This is a genomic window from Chitinibacter sp. GC72, from assembly GCF_009760905.1.
Lineage (GTDB): Bacteria > Pseudomonadota > Gammaproteobacteria > Burkholderiales > Chitinibacteraceae > Chitinibacter.
In genome coordinates this window covers 87119-103156 of sequence record NZ_VIRW01000005.1, presented here as the reverse complement: position 1 = coordinate 103156, position 16038 = coordinate 87119, and the positions used below count along the sequence as shown (strand labels likewise).

Below are 16038 nucleotides of genomic sequence, written 5' to 3'. Positions count from 1 at the left end.
CTTCTATTTTTATCGAGGTCAGCAAAGGTTTCAAACCGGCTAACGCATCTCCTCACACGCCAGCCGCTCACTACAAAAATATTAATTAGTGTGCCAAGCCAAGGCTGATCGCACCTTCTTCAGCGCCAGTTGCTGCGGCACGGAAGCTGGTAAACAACTCGCGCCCCATGCCAAAACCATTGGCAGACAAATCGGCCGTAGCCACTTCACGCGCAGCCCACTCTGCCGCATCAACCTGAGCGACCAACTCACCGGTTTCGGCATTCAACAAGATCATGTCGCCAGTGCGCACTTTACCCAAGGCGCCACCCGAAACAACCTCAGGCGTAATGTGAATTGCAGCAGGGACTTTGCCTGAAGCGCCAGACATGCGGCCATCAGTAACCAGAGCCACCTTAAAGCCACGATCTTGCAATACGCCCAGCGGTGGAGTCAGTTTATGCAACTCAGGCATGCCATTGGCACGCGGGCCCTGGAAGCGAACAACAGCAATAAAGTCGCGCTCAAGCTCACCACGCTTGAAGGCTGCAATCACATCTTCCTGATCATCAAACACAATCGCTGGCGCATTAACAATGCGATGTTCAACCGCAACGGCCGATGTCTTAATTACCGCACGCCCCAAGTTGCCCTGCAGCAGTTTTGTACCGCCATCAGCCTGGAACGGATTGGCAGCAGTCCGCAGCACCGAATCATCGCCACTTTGCGCTGGCGCATCACGCCATACTGCAACACCGTTATCTAGGAAGGGCTCTTGCGCATAATGACGCAGGCCAAAACCGGCAGCTGTCCACACATCATTATGCAACAGGCCAGCATCGAGCAATTCACGGATCAGATAACCCATGCCACCTGCTGCGTGGAAGTGATTTACGTCTGCCGCGCCATTTGGATACACCTTGGCCAGCAGAGGAATAATGGCCGACAAATCATTAAAGTCAGACCAGTTAATAATCACACCCGCTGCGCGTGCAATCGCGATCAAGTGGATGGTGTGATTGGTTGAACCGCCCGTTGCCAGCAAACCGATAATGCCGTTGATGATGGCCTTTTCATCAATCACTTTGCCAACCGGGATGAACTCATTACCCAAGGCGGTAATCTGCGCTGCGCGTTTTGCCGCAGCGACGGTGAGCGCTTCACGCAAAGGCGTACCCGGGTTGGTAAATGCAGCGCCAGGCATGTGCAAGCCCATGATTTCCATCAGCATCTGGTTGGAGTTGGCCGTACCAAAGAAAGTACAGGTACCCGGGCCGTGGTAAGACCCCTCTTCCGAGGCCAGCAAGGCATCACGACCCACTTTGCCTTCAGCAAACAGCTGGCGGGTGATATTTTTCTCTTTATTAGCAATGCCAGTTGTCATTGGGCCGGCAGGCACAAAAATCGTTGGCAAGTGACCAAACTGCAGCGCGCCGATCAGCAAACCAGGAACGATTTTGTCACAGACGCCCAGACACAATGTCGCATCAAACATATTGTGCGATAGCGCCACGGCAGTCGACATGGCGATCACGTCGCGGCTGAACAGCGACAATTCCATGCCAGCCTGACCTTGCGTCACGCCATCACACATCGCTGGGACACCACCCGCAAACTGAGCCGTTGCGCCAGCTTCGTGCGCAGCTTTTTTGATAATGGCCGGAAAAGTTTCAAATGGCTGATGCGCCGACAGCATTTCATTGTACGAAGAGACAATCGCCAGATTAGGCTGGCGCATTTCGCGCATCATGATCTTGTCGGTTTCAGGCATGGCAGCCCAAGCATGCGCCTGATTGGTACAGGCCAGACCTTTACGTACGGGTTCTTTGCTTGCCGCCTGTTCTAAACGCGCCAAATAGCGTGAACGTGATTCTTTACTGCGTTCAATAACGCGCTGAGTGACTTCGACCAAACCAGGATGCAGGGACATGAAAGAACTCCAAATTTTCTGAACTAAACCGCATCAGCTGCGGACTTAGATTTTAAGCGTAGTTTTACTACAACAACGCCATTTCGACAAGCAAAACTCGACACAAAGCCCATTCGCTGCAGTGCAACAAGGCCTTGCACCACAAAGGGTTTCAGTCAAAACGTCTTGCGCCATATTAGTGCAAACCATTACGTAATAAATTCGTTTGCTTGGGTGTTTGAGCCTGTAGTAAGATTACAAAGCTTACTATGCTTGACTCATCGTCAAGCCCCAATTCCAGACGAGGATTTTTGGCTCATGACTGCGATCGACGCTTTCGATATCGTATTTTTTGGCGGCACAGGTGACCTCGCTTTACGCAAGTTACTTCCTGCACTCTACCACCAAGACCAAGACGGCAATTTGCCACGCGAAGGTCGAGTTATCTGTTTGGGCCGCAGCCCGTCTGACACCGCAGCTTATGTCGACAAAGCCCACGCGAAGGCGAAAGAATACCTTGGCAGCCATTATAACGAAAGTGATTGGAACAAATTTGCTGCTCGAATCGAGTACCTGAAAGTCGATGCCAATACGACTGAAGACTTTGTTGGCCTAGCAGCAGCGCTCAATCAATTCCCGAATCGCGAACGCGTTTTCTACCTCTCAACCGCTCCCGACTTTTTTGCCCCGATTGCCAAAAATCTGGCGGCTCAAGGCCTGAATCAGGGTTCGGCGCGCGTCGTACTGGAAAAACCGCTGGGTCATGATCTGGATTCATCAAACAAGATCAACGACGAAGTTGGCGAATATTTCAACGAACAACAAATCTACCGTATCGACCATTACCTCGGTAAAGAGCCGGTACTTAACCTGATCGCATTGCGTTTTGCCAACACCTTGCTCGAGCCTCTGTGGCGTCGCGAATGGATTCGTGATGTACAAATCACCGTCACCGAACAAGTGGGCGTGGAAACCCGAGCTGACTTCTACGACAAAACTGGCGCTTTGCGCGATATGGTACAAAACCATTTGCTCCAACTGCTGACTATCGTGGCGATGGAGCCGCCAGCGTCCATCGACGCTGATGCAGTACGTGATGAAAAACTCAAAGTATTGCGCGCCCTGAAACCGTTGACGACTGATGATGTGAAAACCAAGGTAGTGCGCGGCCAGTACCGTGCCGGTGCCGTTGGTGGCAAGCCGGTCATCGGCTATCAGGATGAGCCAGGTGTTCCGGCCGGCTCGAAAGCAGAAACCTTTGTCGCGCTCAAAGCCGAGATTGAAACATGGCGCTGGGCTGGCGTGCCGTTCTTCCTGCGTACCGGCAAGCGTCTGGGCGACCGTCTGGCACAAATCGTCATCAATTTCCGCGAAGTACCGACCTCGACATTTGGCAAGAACACTCGTCCAAACCGCCTGGTGATCGAGTTGCAGCCTGATGAATCAGTGCGTCTGTACATGATGGCCAAAGAGCCGGGCAAAGATCAGCTGCGTGAAGTGTATTTGGATCTGGACTTCAAGGAAGCCTTCAGCACGCGCAGCCCGGAAGCCTATGAGCGTCTGTTGATGGACGTGATCAAGGGCGATCTGTCGCTGTTTGTTCGTCGCGACGAGCAGCGTGCCGCGTGGCGCTGGGTTGAGCCGATTATCGATTATTGGGAAAACAGCAACGAAGGTCCGAAAACCTATACTGCAGGCACTTGGGGCCCGGCGGCTTCATCGGCGCTGCTGTCGCGTGACGGCTTGTGCTGGCACGAAGAAGCTTAAATACCCCCATGTAGTAAACACATCAAGACCATACCCAGTATGGTCTTGATTGCAATACCCCGTAGTATTTTGACAGTCTGGAGATTTAGATGTCCTTGCAATGGCATGAATTTAGCACCAAAGAAGCACTCGATCAGCAATTGGCCACCACCATCGCGAATGAACTCAAACAAGCAATCGCACAACGTGGCAGCGCTGGCCTGGCTGTTTCAGGCGGCCGCACGCCAGCCGGTATGTTCAAAGCCTTGCGCGCAAGTGATCTGGACTGGTCACGCGTGGTGATTACGCTGGTGGACGAGCGCTGGGTTCAGCCTGATCACGCTGACAGCAATGAGCGCCTGACGCGCGACAAACTGCTGCAGGACGGCGCTGCTGCAGCAACATTTATTTCTCTGGTCAATCTGGCGGCGACGCCACACGAAGCGCAGCCCGAAATCGAAGCGCGTCTGGCTGCATTGCCCAATCCGATTGATGTGGTGATTCTGGGCATGGGCGATGATGGCCATACCGCCTCGCTCTTTCCGAATGCAGCCGAACTGGAAGCCGCCTGCGCGTCCACTGCCCTGCTGGCGGCAGTGACGCCACCGGCAGCACCACATCAGCGCATTACCCTCACGTTACCAACCATTGTGAAAAGCCCGAAAGTCATCGTGCACATCACGGGCGAAGGCAAGAAAACCTTGCTGCAGAACGCGATGGCAGCCAATGTGGCCGTGAATGAGCAGTACCCTATCCGCCGTGTTCTCGACCAAGTGGCACTCGCCGATGTATTTTGGGCCGCATGAGCGAGCGCAATGACACTCACATTCAGATTCATTTTTCACATCACCTGCCAGCTGGCGGGTGTTTGTGCACGTAAGGAGTGAGTACCATGCTCGAACGCATTAAAACCGTGCTTGACTCGCTGTCCAAATCTGAGCGCAAGGTCGCTGAGCTGGTCATCGCCCAACCCAATCTGGTGGCCAATGCACCGATTGCCCAGATTGCCGAGCTGGCCGATGTTTCGCAACCGACCGTCATTCGTTTTTGCCGCTCGCTCAATTGCTCCGGCCTGCAGGATTTCAAACTGCGCCTGACCCGCAGTCTGGTATCGGGCGTGCCGTATGTGCACTCGATGGTGTCAGCCGATGATTCGGCGCACGATCTGGCGCGTAAATTATTTGATAACAACATTTCGCACCTGCTGCGCTGCCGGAACGAGCTCGACACCGATGTGCTTGAGCGCGCGATCAAAGTGCTGTCCAACACGCACAAAATCGAAGTATGGGGTCAGGGCCAATCGGGCGCGGTGGCCATTGACGCGCAGAATAAATTTTTCCGTCTGGGCGTACCGACTGTGGCGTATACCGACCCGCATATGCACGGCATGAGTGCGTCGATGCTCAAACCGGGCGACGCGGTGATCGCCGTGTCCAATTCGGGCCGTACGCTCGATATGCTGCGCTCGGTTGAGATTGCCCGCGACGCGGGGGCGGACGTCATTGGCATTACCCATTCCAAATCGCCATTGGCCAAGCGCTGCAATATTTGCCTGTACGCCGATACGATGGAAGACCCCGATTTATACACCCCGATGATCACCCGGATTGTGCATCTGGTGATTATTGACGTGCTGGCCGTTGGTGTTGCACTCAAACGCGGCCCCGAGCTGATTGATCAGCTCGAAAAAATGAAACGCAATATGAAAGAAAAACGAGTTCGTGGCCATGAGTAAGCGAACCAAAGCCAATAACAGCAGAAATAGTGATTCACGAGGAAAGATGTCGATGTCCAATTTAACTTCGTCACCAGCTTGGCAAGCACTGGTCGAGCACTTTAAAGAAGTAGAACCGCTGCATATGCGCGATCTGTTTCAGAATGATCCGCATCGTTTTGAAAAATTCTCGCTGGAAACCGGTGGCCTGTTTTTTGATTACTCGAAAAACCGCATTACCGAAAAAACCATGCAATTGCTGCTTGAGCTGGCGCGCCAATCCGGCGTAGCCGAACGCATTGAAAAAATGTTCTCGGGCGAGAAAATCAATATCACCGAAAACCGTGCAGTACTGCACACGGCACTGCGCAATCTGGACCACAACCCGATTGTCGTTGATGGCGAAGATGTAATGCCCAAGGTGAATGCGGTCAAAGAGCAGATTGGCGAATTCTCCGACAAAGTTCGCTCTGGCGAATGGCAAGGCTACACCGGCAAACCGATTACCGACATTGTGAATATCGGGATTGGCGGCTCGGACCTTGGCCCGCTGATGGTGTGCCAGTCACTCAAGGAATACGGCCATGCCCGCCTGGCTATGCACTTTGTATCCACTGTTGATGGCGACCAAATTGTTTCAACGCTGAAAAAGCTCAACCCGGAAACAACGCTGTTTATCATTGCGTCTAAAACCTTCACGACGCAGGAAACCATTACCAATGCCCGCACTGCGCGCGCATGGTTTTTGAATACGGCAGGCGATGAAAAATACATCGCCAAGCATTTTGTTGCCGTCTCAACCAATAGCAAAGCCGTCGCCGAATTCGGTATCGACACCAAAAACATGTTCGAATTCTGGGACTGGGTGGGTGGCCGTTATTCCCTGTGGTCAGCAATTGGTTTGCCGATTGCCATTTATCTGGGCAAGCACAATTATCAGGATTTGCTGCACGGCGCGTACACGATGGATCAGCACTTCCGTGGCAAGCCGCTGGAGCAGAATGTACCCGTAATTATGGCCATGCTGGGCATCTGGTACGGCAATTTCTTTGGCGCCAATACGCATCTGGTTTCACCGTATAACCAGTGTATGTCACGCTTTCCGGCCTATCTGCAGCAGCTGGACATGGAATCGAACGGTAAGACCGTAGACCTGCAAGGCAACCGTGTTGATTACGCCACCGGCCCGGTAGTCTGGGGCGACGCGGGGATTAACGGTCAGCATGCTTACTATCAGATGCTGCACCAGGGTACGCAAATTGTACCGATCGACTTTATTGCCACCATCGAGCATCCGGATATTCCAGAGCCACACAGTACCATCCTGATGGCTAACTTCTTTGCACAAACCGAAGCCTTTATGCGCGGGAAAAACGAAGAAGAAGTGCGTGCCGAGTTGGAAAAATCAGGCATTACCGGTCAGGCGCAGGACGATCTGGTACCCCACAAGATTTTCAAAGGCAACCGCCCGACCAACACCATCATCATGCAACGCCTGACGCCACGCCGTCTGGGTGCACTGATTGCCCTGTACGAGCACAAGATTTTTGTCCAAGGCACGGTCTGGAATATCAACTCCTACGATCAGTGGGGCGTTGAATTGGGTAAACAATTGGCTAAGCTAATCGAAGCCGATTTAACGACACCAGGCCTGACCACCAGCCATGACGCATCAACCAATGGCTTGATCAACTATTTCAAACGCAATACACCGCGCTAAGCTAGACACGCAGGCAAACCCTGCGTGACCGAGGCCCGGCCACATGAACCGGGTCTGTAGAAGTGTGATTTCAAAATAACCCACTCACAAGGTAGATACACGATGGCAGATCAGATTAACGACCATGATCCACAAGAAACCAAAGAATGGCTGGAAGCGCTGCAAGGCGTTATCGAAGCTGAAGGCGCAGAACGCGCCCATTTCCTCGTGGAAAAACTGGTAGATCAAGCCCGTCAAGACGGTGTAAACATCCCCTACACTGCGACTACGGCGTATATCAACACTGTACCTGCACACCTACAAGCCAAGCACCCTGGCAACGCTCATCTGGAAGAGCGCATTCTGGCTTACACCCGCTGGAATGCAGCAGCGATGGTGGCCAAAGCCAACCGCGACGCGGCTGAGCCTGGCGGCCATATTTCATCGTTTGCATCTGCAGCGACTTTGTACGATGTGGGTTGGAATCACTTCTGGCACGCAGCGAACGAAAACCACGGCGGTGACTTGGTGTATTTCCAAGGCCACTCTGCACCGGGTATGTACTCACGCGCCTTCCTTGAAGGCCGCATCTCTGAAGAGCAACTGAACAAATTCCGCCGTGAAGTCGATGGTGACGGTCTGTCGTCTTACCCACACCCATGGTTGATGCCGGATTTCTGGCAATTCCCGACCGTATCAATGGGTCTGGGCCCGTTGATGGCGATCTACCAAGCTCGTTTCATGAAATATCTGGACGACCGCGGCTTCAAGCAAAAAGGTGATCGTCACGTTTGGTGTTTCTGCGGTGATGGTGAAATGGACGAGCCAGAGTCTCTGGGCGCGATTTCACTGGCTGGCCGTGAAAAACTCGACAACCTGATTTTCGTCATCAACTGCAATTTGCAACGTCTGGACGGCCCGGTACGCGGTAACGGCAAAATCATCCAGGAACTCGAAGGCGATTTCCGTGGTTCTGGCTGGAATGTGATCAAAGTCGTTTGGGGTACAGGCTGGGATGCCCTGCTCGCGCAGGACAAGAAAGGCCTGCTGCAAAAACGCATGATGGAAGTGGTTGACGGCGAATACCAAACCTACAAATCGAAAAATGGCGCGTATGTACGCGAACATTTCTTCGGTGCTTACCCGGAATTGCTCGACCTCGTTTCAGCCATGTCGGACGACGACATCTGGAAGCTGACTCGCGGCGGTAATGATCTGTACAAAGTGTACGCAGCCTACAAAGCGGCGGTTGAACACAAAGGTCAACCCACCCTGCTGCTGGTGAAAACCGTTAAAGGCTTCGGCGTTGGCGCGGCGGGCGAGTCACAAAATACCGCACACAACACCAAAAAACTGGGCGACGACGATCTGCTGCACCTGCGCGATCGTTTCCACGTACCACTGACTGACGAAGAAGCCAAAGCGTGCACTTTCTATCGTCCGCCAGCAGACAGCCCAGAATACAAATACATGATGGAACGTCGCAGCGCATTGGGCGGCTTTATCCCATCGCGTAAACCAGTGAACGAACCTCTGGAAGTACCAGGTCTGGACGCATTCAAAGCCTTGCTCGAATCATCGGGTGAGCGCGAAATGTCGACGACGATGGCCTTCGTACGTTTGTTGAATACTTTGGTCAAAGACAAGCAAATCGGCAAACGCGTAGTGCCTATCGTTCCAGACGAAAGCCGTACTTTCGGTATGGAAGGCATGTTCCGTCAATTGGGTATCTGGTCGCACGTGGGCCAGCTGTACGAGCCACAAGATGCTGACCAATTGATGTTCTACAAAGAATCGCAAACTGGTCAGATTCTGCAGGAAGGGATTAACGAAGCGGGCGCAATGAGCGACTGGATCGCGGCTGCAACGTCGTACGCCAACCACGGCCACACGATGATTCCGTTCTACATCTACTACTCAATGTTCGGTTTCCAACGTATTGGCGACTTGGCTTGGGCAGCGGGCGACTTGCGCGCACGTGGTTTCTTGATCGGCGGTACTGCAGGTCGCACGACATTGAACGGCGAAGGCTTGCAACACCAAGACGGTCACGGCCATCTGTTTGCTGAATTCGTACCGACTTGCGTGTCATACGATCCGACGTTCGCCTACGAGCTGGCCGTCATCGTCCAAGACGGTATGCGTCGTATGTACCAAAACCAAGAGAACATCTACTACTACCTGTCAGTGATGAATGAGAACTACACGCACCCAGCAATGCCAGCCGGTGCTGAAGCGGGCATTCTGAAAGGTCTGTACAAGTTCAAACAAGGCGAAGCTGGCAAGCTCAAAGTTCAACTGATGGGCTCGGGTACGATTTTCCGCGAAGTGATCGCTGCAGCCGACTTGCTGAAGAACGATTTCGGCGTCGACGCCGACATCTGGTCAGCGCCAAGCTTTAACGAATTGCGTCGCGACGGTATGGCCGCCACTCGCTTTAACTACCTGAACCCAACCGCAGAGCAGCGTGTTCCATACGTCACGGAATGCCTGAAAGACGCTCAAGGTCCTGTCGTATGTGCAACTGACTACAAACGCACTTACGCCGATCAAATCCGCGAATACGTACCAGGTCGCTATGTTGTTCTGGGTTGTGACGGTTTCGGTCGTTCGGCTAGCCGCCAAGAATTGCGCAGCTTCTTCGAGGTAGATCGCTACCACGTTGCCGTAGCGGCACTGAAAGCGCTGGCTGACGAAGGCTTGCTGCCAGTGGCTAAAGTAGCGGAAGCAATTGCCAAATACGGCATCCGCAGCGATCGTCCGGCACCTTGGACTGTATAAACATGTGAGGTGTTAGGTGTGAGGCGCAAGGGGTATCTACCCCAAAGCCTCACCCACCATTACTTAGCCAGATATACCCTGCTAAGAAACCCACACCGAGTATGAGAGTGGCTCTCCCTCTCTTACTCCTCACTCCTTACAGGATTTTGCAAATGAGCAACATTATTGAATTGAAAATCCCCGACATTGGCGGCCACGCTGGCGTTGAAGTGATTGAAGTATTTGTCAAAGTTGGCGATGTGATCGAGAAAGAGCAATCGCTGATTACACTGGAAACCGACAAAGCCACGATGGAAGTGCCATCGACTGAAGCGGGTACCGTGAAAGAAATGCGCATCAAAGTCGGCGACAAAGCCTCGGAAGGCGATGTGGTCTTGATGCTGGAAGTTGGCGCAGCCGCTGCTGCACCAGCGCCAGCCGCAGCAGCTCCGGCACCAGCCGCAGCGCCAGTTGCGACAACACCTGCTGCAGCCGCCACATCTTCAACTGTTGAAGTGCATGTACCGGACATCGGTAATTTCGACGCAGTTGAAGTGATTGAAGTCAACGTGAAAGTCGGCGACACCGTTGCGATTGACGACGGCCTGATCACGCTGGAATCGGACAAAGCCAGCATGGAAGTGCCATCAACGGCCGCCGGCGTGGTAGAAAGCATCGCCGTTAAAGTGGGCGACAAAGTCGCACAAGGCGCTTTGGTTCTGACCGTACGTGCTAGCGCAGCAGCTGCAGCGCCTGCTCCAGTAGCAGCACCAGTTGCGGCACCAGCACCTGCAGCAGCGCCTGCTGCTCCAGCCGCAGCAGCACCGGTTGCAGCGCCAGCGGCAGTCGCATCTGCACCAGCCAAATTTGACGAAGCCAACTTTAACAAAGCGCACGCTTCACCATCAGTGCGCAAATTTGCGCGCGAATTGGGTGTTGATTTGAGCAAAGTGGCAGGTAAAGGCCCGAAAGGCCGTATCTTGCACGAAGACGTTCAGTCATTCGTTAAATCTGTGATGACCAGCGCGGTTGCATCTTCATTGGCGGCGCCTGCAGCGGCATCATTGGGCGGCGGTTTGGATCTGTTGCCATGGCCAAAAGTCGATTTTGCCAAGTTTGGCCCGATCGAAACCAAGCCATTGTCACGCATCAAGAAAATCTCTGGCGCGAACTTGCACCGCAACTGGGTGGTAATCCCGCACGTGACGTTCAACGACGAGTGCGATATCACCGAGCTGGAAGAATTCCGCAAGCAAGTCGGCAAAGAGTGGGAAAAATCTGGCCTGAAGATCAGCCCATTGGCCTTCATCATCAAGGCTGCGGCTGAAGCACTGAAAGCGTTCCCAGAAATGAACTCTTCGCTCGATGGCGACAATCTGGTCTTGAAACAGTACTACCACATCGGCTTTGCGGCCGATACGCCAAACGGCTTGGTGGTTCCTGTGATCAAAGACGCAGACAAGAAAGGCCTGAAAGAGATTTGCAAAGAGTTGACCGAATTGTCGCTCGCTGCGCGCGAAGGCAAACTCAAGCCAACCGATATGCAAGGCGCAACGTTCACGATTTCTAGCTTGGGCGGCATCGGCGGCACCAGCTTCACGCCAATCGTCAATGCACCAGAAGTCGCGATCTTGGGCGTTTGCAAATCGCAAGTTAAACCAGTTTGGAACGGCAAAGAATTTGCGCCACGCCTGATGTGCCCATTGTCGCTGTCATTCGATCACCGCGTGATCGACGGCGCGCAAGCTGGCCGCTTCACCGTGTACATGGGCAAATTGCTCAGCGACGTTCGCCGCTTGATTCTCTAATTCTGCGAGGCGTGATGGGCTAGGTATTGCTCTGTAGCTTAATACATACCTAGCCCCCCACCTCATACCCAAGACCTCTCAGGAATAAATTATGAGCAATATTATTGAATTGAAAGTACCCGATATCGGCGGTCATAACGATGTGGCGATTATCGAGTTGTTTGTTAAAGTCGGCGACACCGTTGCGGTGGAAGAAAGCCTGATTACACTGGAAACCGACAAAGCAACGATGGAAGTGCCATCTACGCACGCCGGCGTGATTAAAGAATTGAAAATCGCCGTGGGCGATAAAGTCTCTGAAGGCAGCGTGATTGCGGTGCTTGAAGTCGCTGCCAGCGCAGCTGCGCCAGCACCGGCGGCCGCGGCACCAGCGCCTGCAGCAGCTCCGGCGGCTGCACCTGCAGCTGCGCCAGCCGTTGCCCCAGTTGCTGGCCAATACGCTGGTGCGGTCGATATGGAAGTGGACATGATGGTCTTGGGCGCAGGCCCTGGCGGCTATTCAGCAGCGTTCCGCTCGGCCGATTTGGGCCTGAAAACCGTCATCGTTGAGCGTTATGGCTCACTGGGCGGCGTTTGCCTGAACGTCGGTTGTATCCCATCTAAAGCCTTGCTGCACAATGCGGCGGTCATTGACGAAGTGGCTCACTTGGCATCGAACGGGATTAAATTTGGCAAACCGGAAGTCGATATCGACGGTCTGCGTGGCTACAAAGAAAAAGTCATCAACAAGCTCACTGGCGGTCTGGCGGGCATGGCCAAAATGCGTAAAGTTGAGCATGTACGCGGTATCGGCATTTTCCTTGACGCTAACCACATCGAAGTGCAATTGACTTCGGGTACCGGCAAAGATTTGACTGGCGAGAAGAAAGTCATCAAGTTTGCTAAAGCGATTATCGCTGCCGGTTCGCAAGCGGTGAAATTGCCTTTCATCCCGAACGATCCACGTATCGTTGATTCAACAGGCGCGCTGGAGCTGAAATCAGTACCAAAACGCATGTTGATTATCGGTGGCGGTATTATCGGTCTGGAAATGGGTACAGTGTACTCAACGCTGGGCGCGCGTCTGGACGTGGTTGAATTGTCTGACGGCCTGATGCAAGGCGCGGATCGTGACCTGGTGAAAGTATGGCAAGACTGGAATAAACACCGTTTTGACAACATCATGTTGCAATCGAAAACGACCAGCATCACGCCAAAAGAAGACGGCATCTGGGTGACGTTTGAAGGCCCGAAAGCCCCTGCGGAAGCGCAGTGCTACGATTTGGTCTTGTACTCAACTGGTCGCTCGCCAAACGGCAAGAAAATCGGCGCAGAAAACGCGGGCGTCATCGTTGACGAGCGTGGCTTTATCGCCGTTGACAAGCAAATGCGCACCAACGTGCCGCACATCTTCGCGATTGGCGATTTGGTTGGCCAACCGATGTTGGCGCACAAAGCCGTCCACGAAGCGCACGTGGCAGCGGAAAACGCGGCGGATCACAAAGCTTACTTCGACGCACGCGTGATTCCAGGCGTAGCCTACACCGACCCTGAAGTGGCTTGGGTTGGTTTGACTGAAGATCAAGCGAAGAAAGAAGGCATCAAGATCACTAAGGGCGTATTCCCATGGGCCGCTTCAGGCCGTGCGATTGCCAATGGTCGTGATGAGGGCTTTACCAAGCTGATTTTCGACGCGGAAAACGGCCAGATCCTCGGCGGTGCGATTGTTGGCCCACACGCTGGCGATATGATCGGTGAAGTGTGTCTGGGTATCGAAATGGGCGCGGACGCGGTCGACATCGGCAAAACCATCCACCCGCACCCAACGATGGGCGAATCAATTGGTATGGCCGCCGAAGTGGCAAAAGGCGTATGTACCGATTTGCCACCACAGCGTAAAAAGTAATACCGCATCTCATGCGGATAACAAAAAGCCACGACAAATCGTCGTGGCTTTTTTATTGCCTGCTATTTACAGCGGGGAACATGATTTAAATGATTTAAATCATTGATGAAGTAGTTTATAGGTTTGCAGCACTGCGCAAGGCTTTGAGCCGCTCTTGCGTTGCCGGATGCGTTGCCAGCAACTCGGGAACATCAAGCGCATCTTTCACCGAGGCACTTAGTTTTTGCAGCGCGTCAGCCAGTAAAGTGGGTGACAGACCCGTTTCACGCAAACGCTCGGCGGCAAAAATGTCCGCATCGCGTTCAAACTGGCGTGAGTATCCCAACTGCACCAGCATCGCACCTGCCGCAGCCAGATTACCCATCGCACCCGGCGCATCGCCCAGAATGACCGATGCCACCAGCACAATACCGGTGCTCTGATAAACATTGCGCAGACCATGCTGCAGTTGAACATGCCCCATTTCATGCAGCAATACCGCCATCAACTCATCATCATTGAGCAGGCTGGCCAGCCCGTCGGTCACGACGATCGTTCCGCCGGGTAAGGCAAATGCATTGGCACCAATCTCGGGCATGGCATAAAAATGCAGCTGGTAAACAAACTCCGACCCGGAGGTATAGGCCTGAAAACGCTGGCGCAAACGCTGTTGCCGCTCTGAGGCAATCTGGCTGGTTTCAAGCTCGATGCCCAGCTTGGGCAAAGTTTGCAGCGTGGATTGCCCCAGCATTACTTCAAGCTGTACCGGAGTTAGCCTAGCGGCCAGCTGCGCCATCAGCGGCATGCCCTGCCAGTAAAACGCAATCGCCGCCACGACAATACCGAGCAGCGCCACCACGGCGTAGCGCCAGCGGCTCTCCAGTAGCGCCAGCCGATTGCGGGCCTGCCCGAGCAGCGCGGCCAATGCACTCTGGTCACCACATTCCAGCGCCGCACCATCAGAAAAGACCACGCGGCTGGGCAAGGAACCCAGCGCAGCTTCCAGCTCGCAATCGGCAATCGCCACTTCGCGCGTCCAGCCCTCGCCCACGATCAGCAGGCAATCACCAATGCGCTGCAACTGAACACGATGCAGCGCACTGCTCTGCCCGTCCAGATAACTGGCAACAAGCATCATAGTGCCAGATCAACGTCAAACAGATCGGACGCTTCAGCACCAATGGCCGAGCCCGACTGTTGCTGTGCAGCGGCAAACTGGCTCAGATCATGCGGCGCTTCGATCTGCATGCCTTCGGTACGCACCCGGGCCTGAGCCACTTTCAGCCATGGCAAAGCCAGCCCCAGTGTGACCACGGCCAGCGGCAAACGCCATGCCATCATCCGGCCATACGCCCACGGATTGACCGAGCTGCTAAAACGCACATCGTCCAGCACCGTATTGCTCCAGCCGTGGTTGGCTTGCGCTACCTGCACCGCTGCGCCGACCGAATTAAAGCCAATCAGCATGATAATGTAGGCCAGAGCCGGCAAAGCAAAGCGTGCGGCCATCTCTGCTGGCGCTGGTGTTGCCAGTGCACTTATATCCAGGACATTGCCGCCACCCCACATAGCCACACCCACGGTCAAAGCGAAGAGTGCGACCAGAGCAAGCATCAAGCCCAACCCTGCCAGCGCAGCACGGTAGTAAGCACCGACTGCCGAGGCTGTACCGCTAAAACGTTGCTGACCAAACGATGCGTGATCAAGTACAAAACGGTATTGCTGATGCTGGACAAAAGGCAGCGCCAGGCCTAATGTCGGAATCAGCAGCAGCGGCAAAAGCAGATAATTTTTAACCGCGCCCCAGACTGAGCCATGAAAATCAAAGGCCACATTGCGATAACGCGTTTGGCGCAGATTAAAGCGAATACTGCGCACTATCATCCATGGCAGCGCAGCCAGCAGCAGCACGGCGGCCACTGCCGACAAAATCGGGCTCACATTCGAGCTGATGGCGTAGACAAAGAAAAACGCAAAAGCGATCAGGCGGCCAATCAGAATCTGCAGCGGCTTGGCGGTGTAATCAAACCGTGAACCGGCCAGCTCGGTGTTGCCATAAAAATATTTCAGCCGACGCACTTTGGCCCAGGCCGAATAAATGCCCAGCGTCAAAATGCTCAGCAGCAAATTTACAATCCAGATCCGGAAATATTCGCCACCACGGCCATGAAACTGCAGCGCCCAGCGAGCGGGATTATTGTCATTCATCCTGATTCCTTCGTTCTTTCAGCAAAAAAGGAACAATATTATTTTTTAGAAAGGAATGTGACAACAAAAACAATAAATTAGTCAGTTTTTCGCCATGCAGTGTTGGCGGCAAAGCTTGCCGCCACACGCGCCAGTCGCAAATCCAGCCCGAATGCGACAGACACAACAAGGTGTTGCGCTAATGCCGCATACTGTTTTCCGCCGCAAAGCAATAATCATAGGTATATATCTAAAGAGCAATAAAATCATGCTCTATCCGTCAATACCCATACCATGTATGAAATAATCTAAGCCAAACTGACCAATGGCTGCAGCAAGATATAGTGCAGTGCAATAAATTAGAGCCATAGC

General features: G+C 53.6%; 10 protein-coding genes. 7 read left to right on the top strand and 3 right to left on the bottom strand.

Annotation, left to right across the window (positions count from 1 at the left end):
* Positions 1-85: 85 nt before the first annotated feature.
* Positions 86-1909, bottom strand: coding sequence for a phosphogluconate dehydratase (gene edd, locus FLS37_RS06815; RefSeq protein WP_157315265.1), 1824 nt, complete (start codon positions 1907-1909; stop codon positions 86-88).
* A gap of 297 nt (positions 1910-2206) precedes the next feature.
* On the opposite strand from edd, the gene zwf reads away from it, so the two are divergent.
* The 7 genes from zwf (at position 2207) to lpdA (ending at position 13500) form a co-directional block, all read left to right on the top strand.
* On the top strand, positions 2207-3655 hold the full coding sequence (gene zwf, locus FLS37_RS06810) for a glucose-6-phosphate dehydrogenase (protein WP_157315263.1): 1449 nt from the start codon (positions 2207-2209) through the stop codon (positions 3653-3655).
* 89 nt (positions 3656-3744) lie between these two features.
* Complete coding sequence (gene pgl, locus FLS37_RS06805; protein ID WP_157315261.1) at positions 3745-4440, top strand: 6-phosphogluconolactonase; 696 nt, start codon at positions 3745-3747, stop codon at positions 4438-4440.
* An 86-nt stretch (positions 4441-4526) separates the two neighbouring features.
* Positions 4527-5369 (top strand): transcriptional regulator HexR, encoded by an 843-nt coding sequence (hexR, locus tag FLS37_RS06800; protein WP_157315259.1) that lies wholly within the window; start codon positions 4527-4529, stop codon positions 5367-5369.
* 52 nt (positions 5370-5421) lie between these two features.
* Positions 5422-7068, top strand: coding sequence for a glucose-6-phosphate isomerase (gene pgi, locus FLS37_RS06795; RefSeq protein ID WP_157315257.1), 1647 nt, complete (start codon positions 5422-5424; stop codon positions 7066-7068).
* A 102-nt stretch (positions 7069-7170) separates the two neighbouring features.
* The gene (gene aceE / locus FLS37_RS06790) at positions 7171-9828 is read left to right on the top strand and encodes a pyruvate dehydrogenase (acetyl-transferring), homodimeric type (RefSeq protein WP_157315255.1); all 2658 of its coding nucleotides are present in this window, start codon (positions 7171-7173) and stop codon (positions 9826-9828) included.
* Between the two features lie 152 nt (positions 9829-9980).
* The gene (gene aceF, locus FLS37_RS06785; protein WP_157315253.1) at positions 9981-11615 is read left to right on the top strand and encodes a dihydrolipoyllysine-residue acetyltransferase; all 1635 of its coding nucleotides are present in this window, start codon (positions 9981-9983) and stop codon (positions 11613-11615) included.
* Between the two features lie 91 nt (positions 11616-11706).
* Positions 11707-13500, top strand: a complete 1794-nt coding sequence (gene lpdA, locus FLS37_RS06780) for a dihydrolipoyl dehydrogenase (RefSeq protein WP_157315251.1) — start codon at positions 11707-11709, stop codon at positions 13498-13500.
* A 115-nt stretch (positions 13501-13615) separates the two neighbouring features.
* On the opposite strand, the gene FLS37_RS06775 is transcribed toward lpdA, so the two are convergent.
* Both FLS37_RS06775 and FLS37_RS06770 read right to left on the bottom strand, forming a co-directional pair.
* Entirely contained in the window at positions 13616-14617 is a 1002-nt protein-coding gene (locus FLS37_RS06775; protein WP_157315249.1) for a M48 family metallopeptidase, read from the bottom strand.
* The gene (locus FLS37_RS06770; protein WP_157315247.1) at positions 14614-15687 is read right to left on the bottom strand and encodes a YjgN family protein; all 1074 of its coding nucleotides are present in this window, start codon (positions 15685-15687) and stop codon (positions 14614-14616) included. Before FLS37_RS06770 ends, FLS37_RS06775 begins: the two co-directional genes overlap by 4 nt.
* Between the last annotated feature and the right edge of the window lie 351 nt (positions 15688-16038).

What these genes read in the sequence shown, in the direction of transcription:
- edd (WP_157315265.1), bottom strand. Translation starts at nt 1,909, where the DNA reads ATGTCCCTGCATCCTGGTTTGGTCGAAGTCACTCAGCGCGTTATTGAA.
- zwf (WP_157315263.1), top strand. Translation starts at nt 2,207, where the DNA reads ATGACTGCGATCGACGCTTTCGATATCGTATTTTTTGGCGGCACAGGT.
- pgl (WP_157315261.1), top strand. Translation starts at nt 3,745, where the DNA reads ATGTCCTTGCAATGGCATGAATTTAGCACCAAAGAAGCACTCGATCAG.
- hexR (WP_157315259.1), top strand. Translation starts at nt 4,527, where the DNA reads ATGCTCGAACGCATTAAAACCGTGCTTGACTCGCTGTCCAAATCTGAG.
- pgi (WP_157315257.1), top strand. Translation starts at nt 5,422, where the DNA reads ATGTCCAATTTAACTTCGTCACCAGCTTGGCAAGCACTGGTCGAGCAC.
- aceE (WP_157315255.1), top strand. Translation starts at nt 7,171, where the DNA reads ATGGCAGATCAGATTAACGACCATGATCCACAAGAAACCAAAGAATGG.
- aceF (WP_157315253.1), top strand. Translation starts at nt 9,981, where the DNA reads ATGAGCAACATTATTGAATTGAAAATCCCCGACATTGGCGGCCACGCT.
- lpdA (WP_157315251.1), top strand. Translation starts at nt 11,707, where the DNA reads ATGAGCAATATTATTGAATTGAAAGTACCCGATATCGGCGGTCATAAC.
- FLS37_RS06775 (WP_157315249.1), bottom strand. Translation starts at nt 14,617, where the DNA reads ATGATGCTTGTTGCCAGTTATCTGGACGGGCAGAGCAGTGCGCTGCAT.
- FLS37_RS06770 (WP_157315247.1), bottom strand. Translation starts at nt 15,687, where the DNA reads ATGAATGACAATAATCCCGCTCGCTGGGCGCTGCAGTTTCATGGCCGT.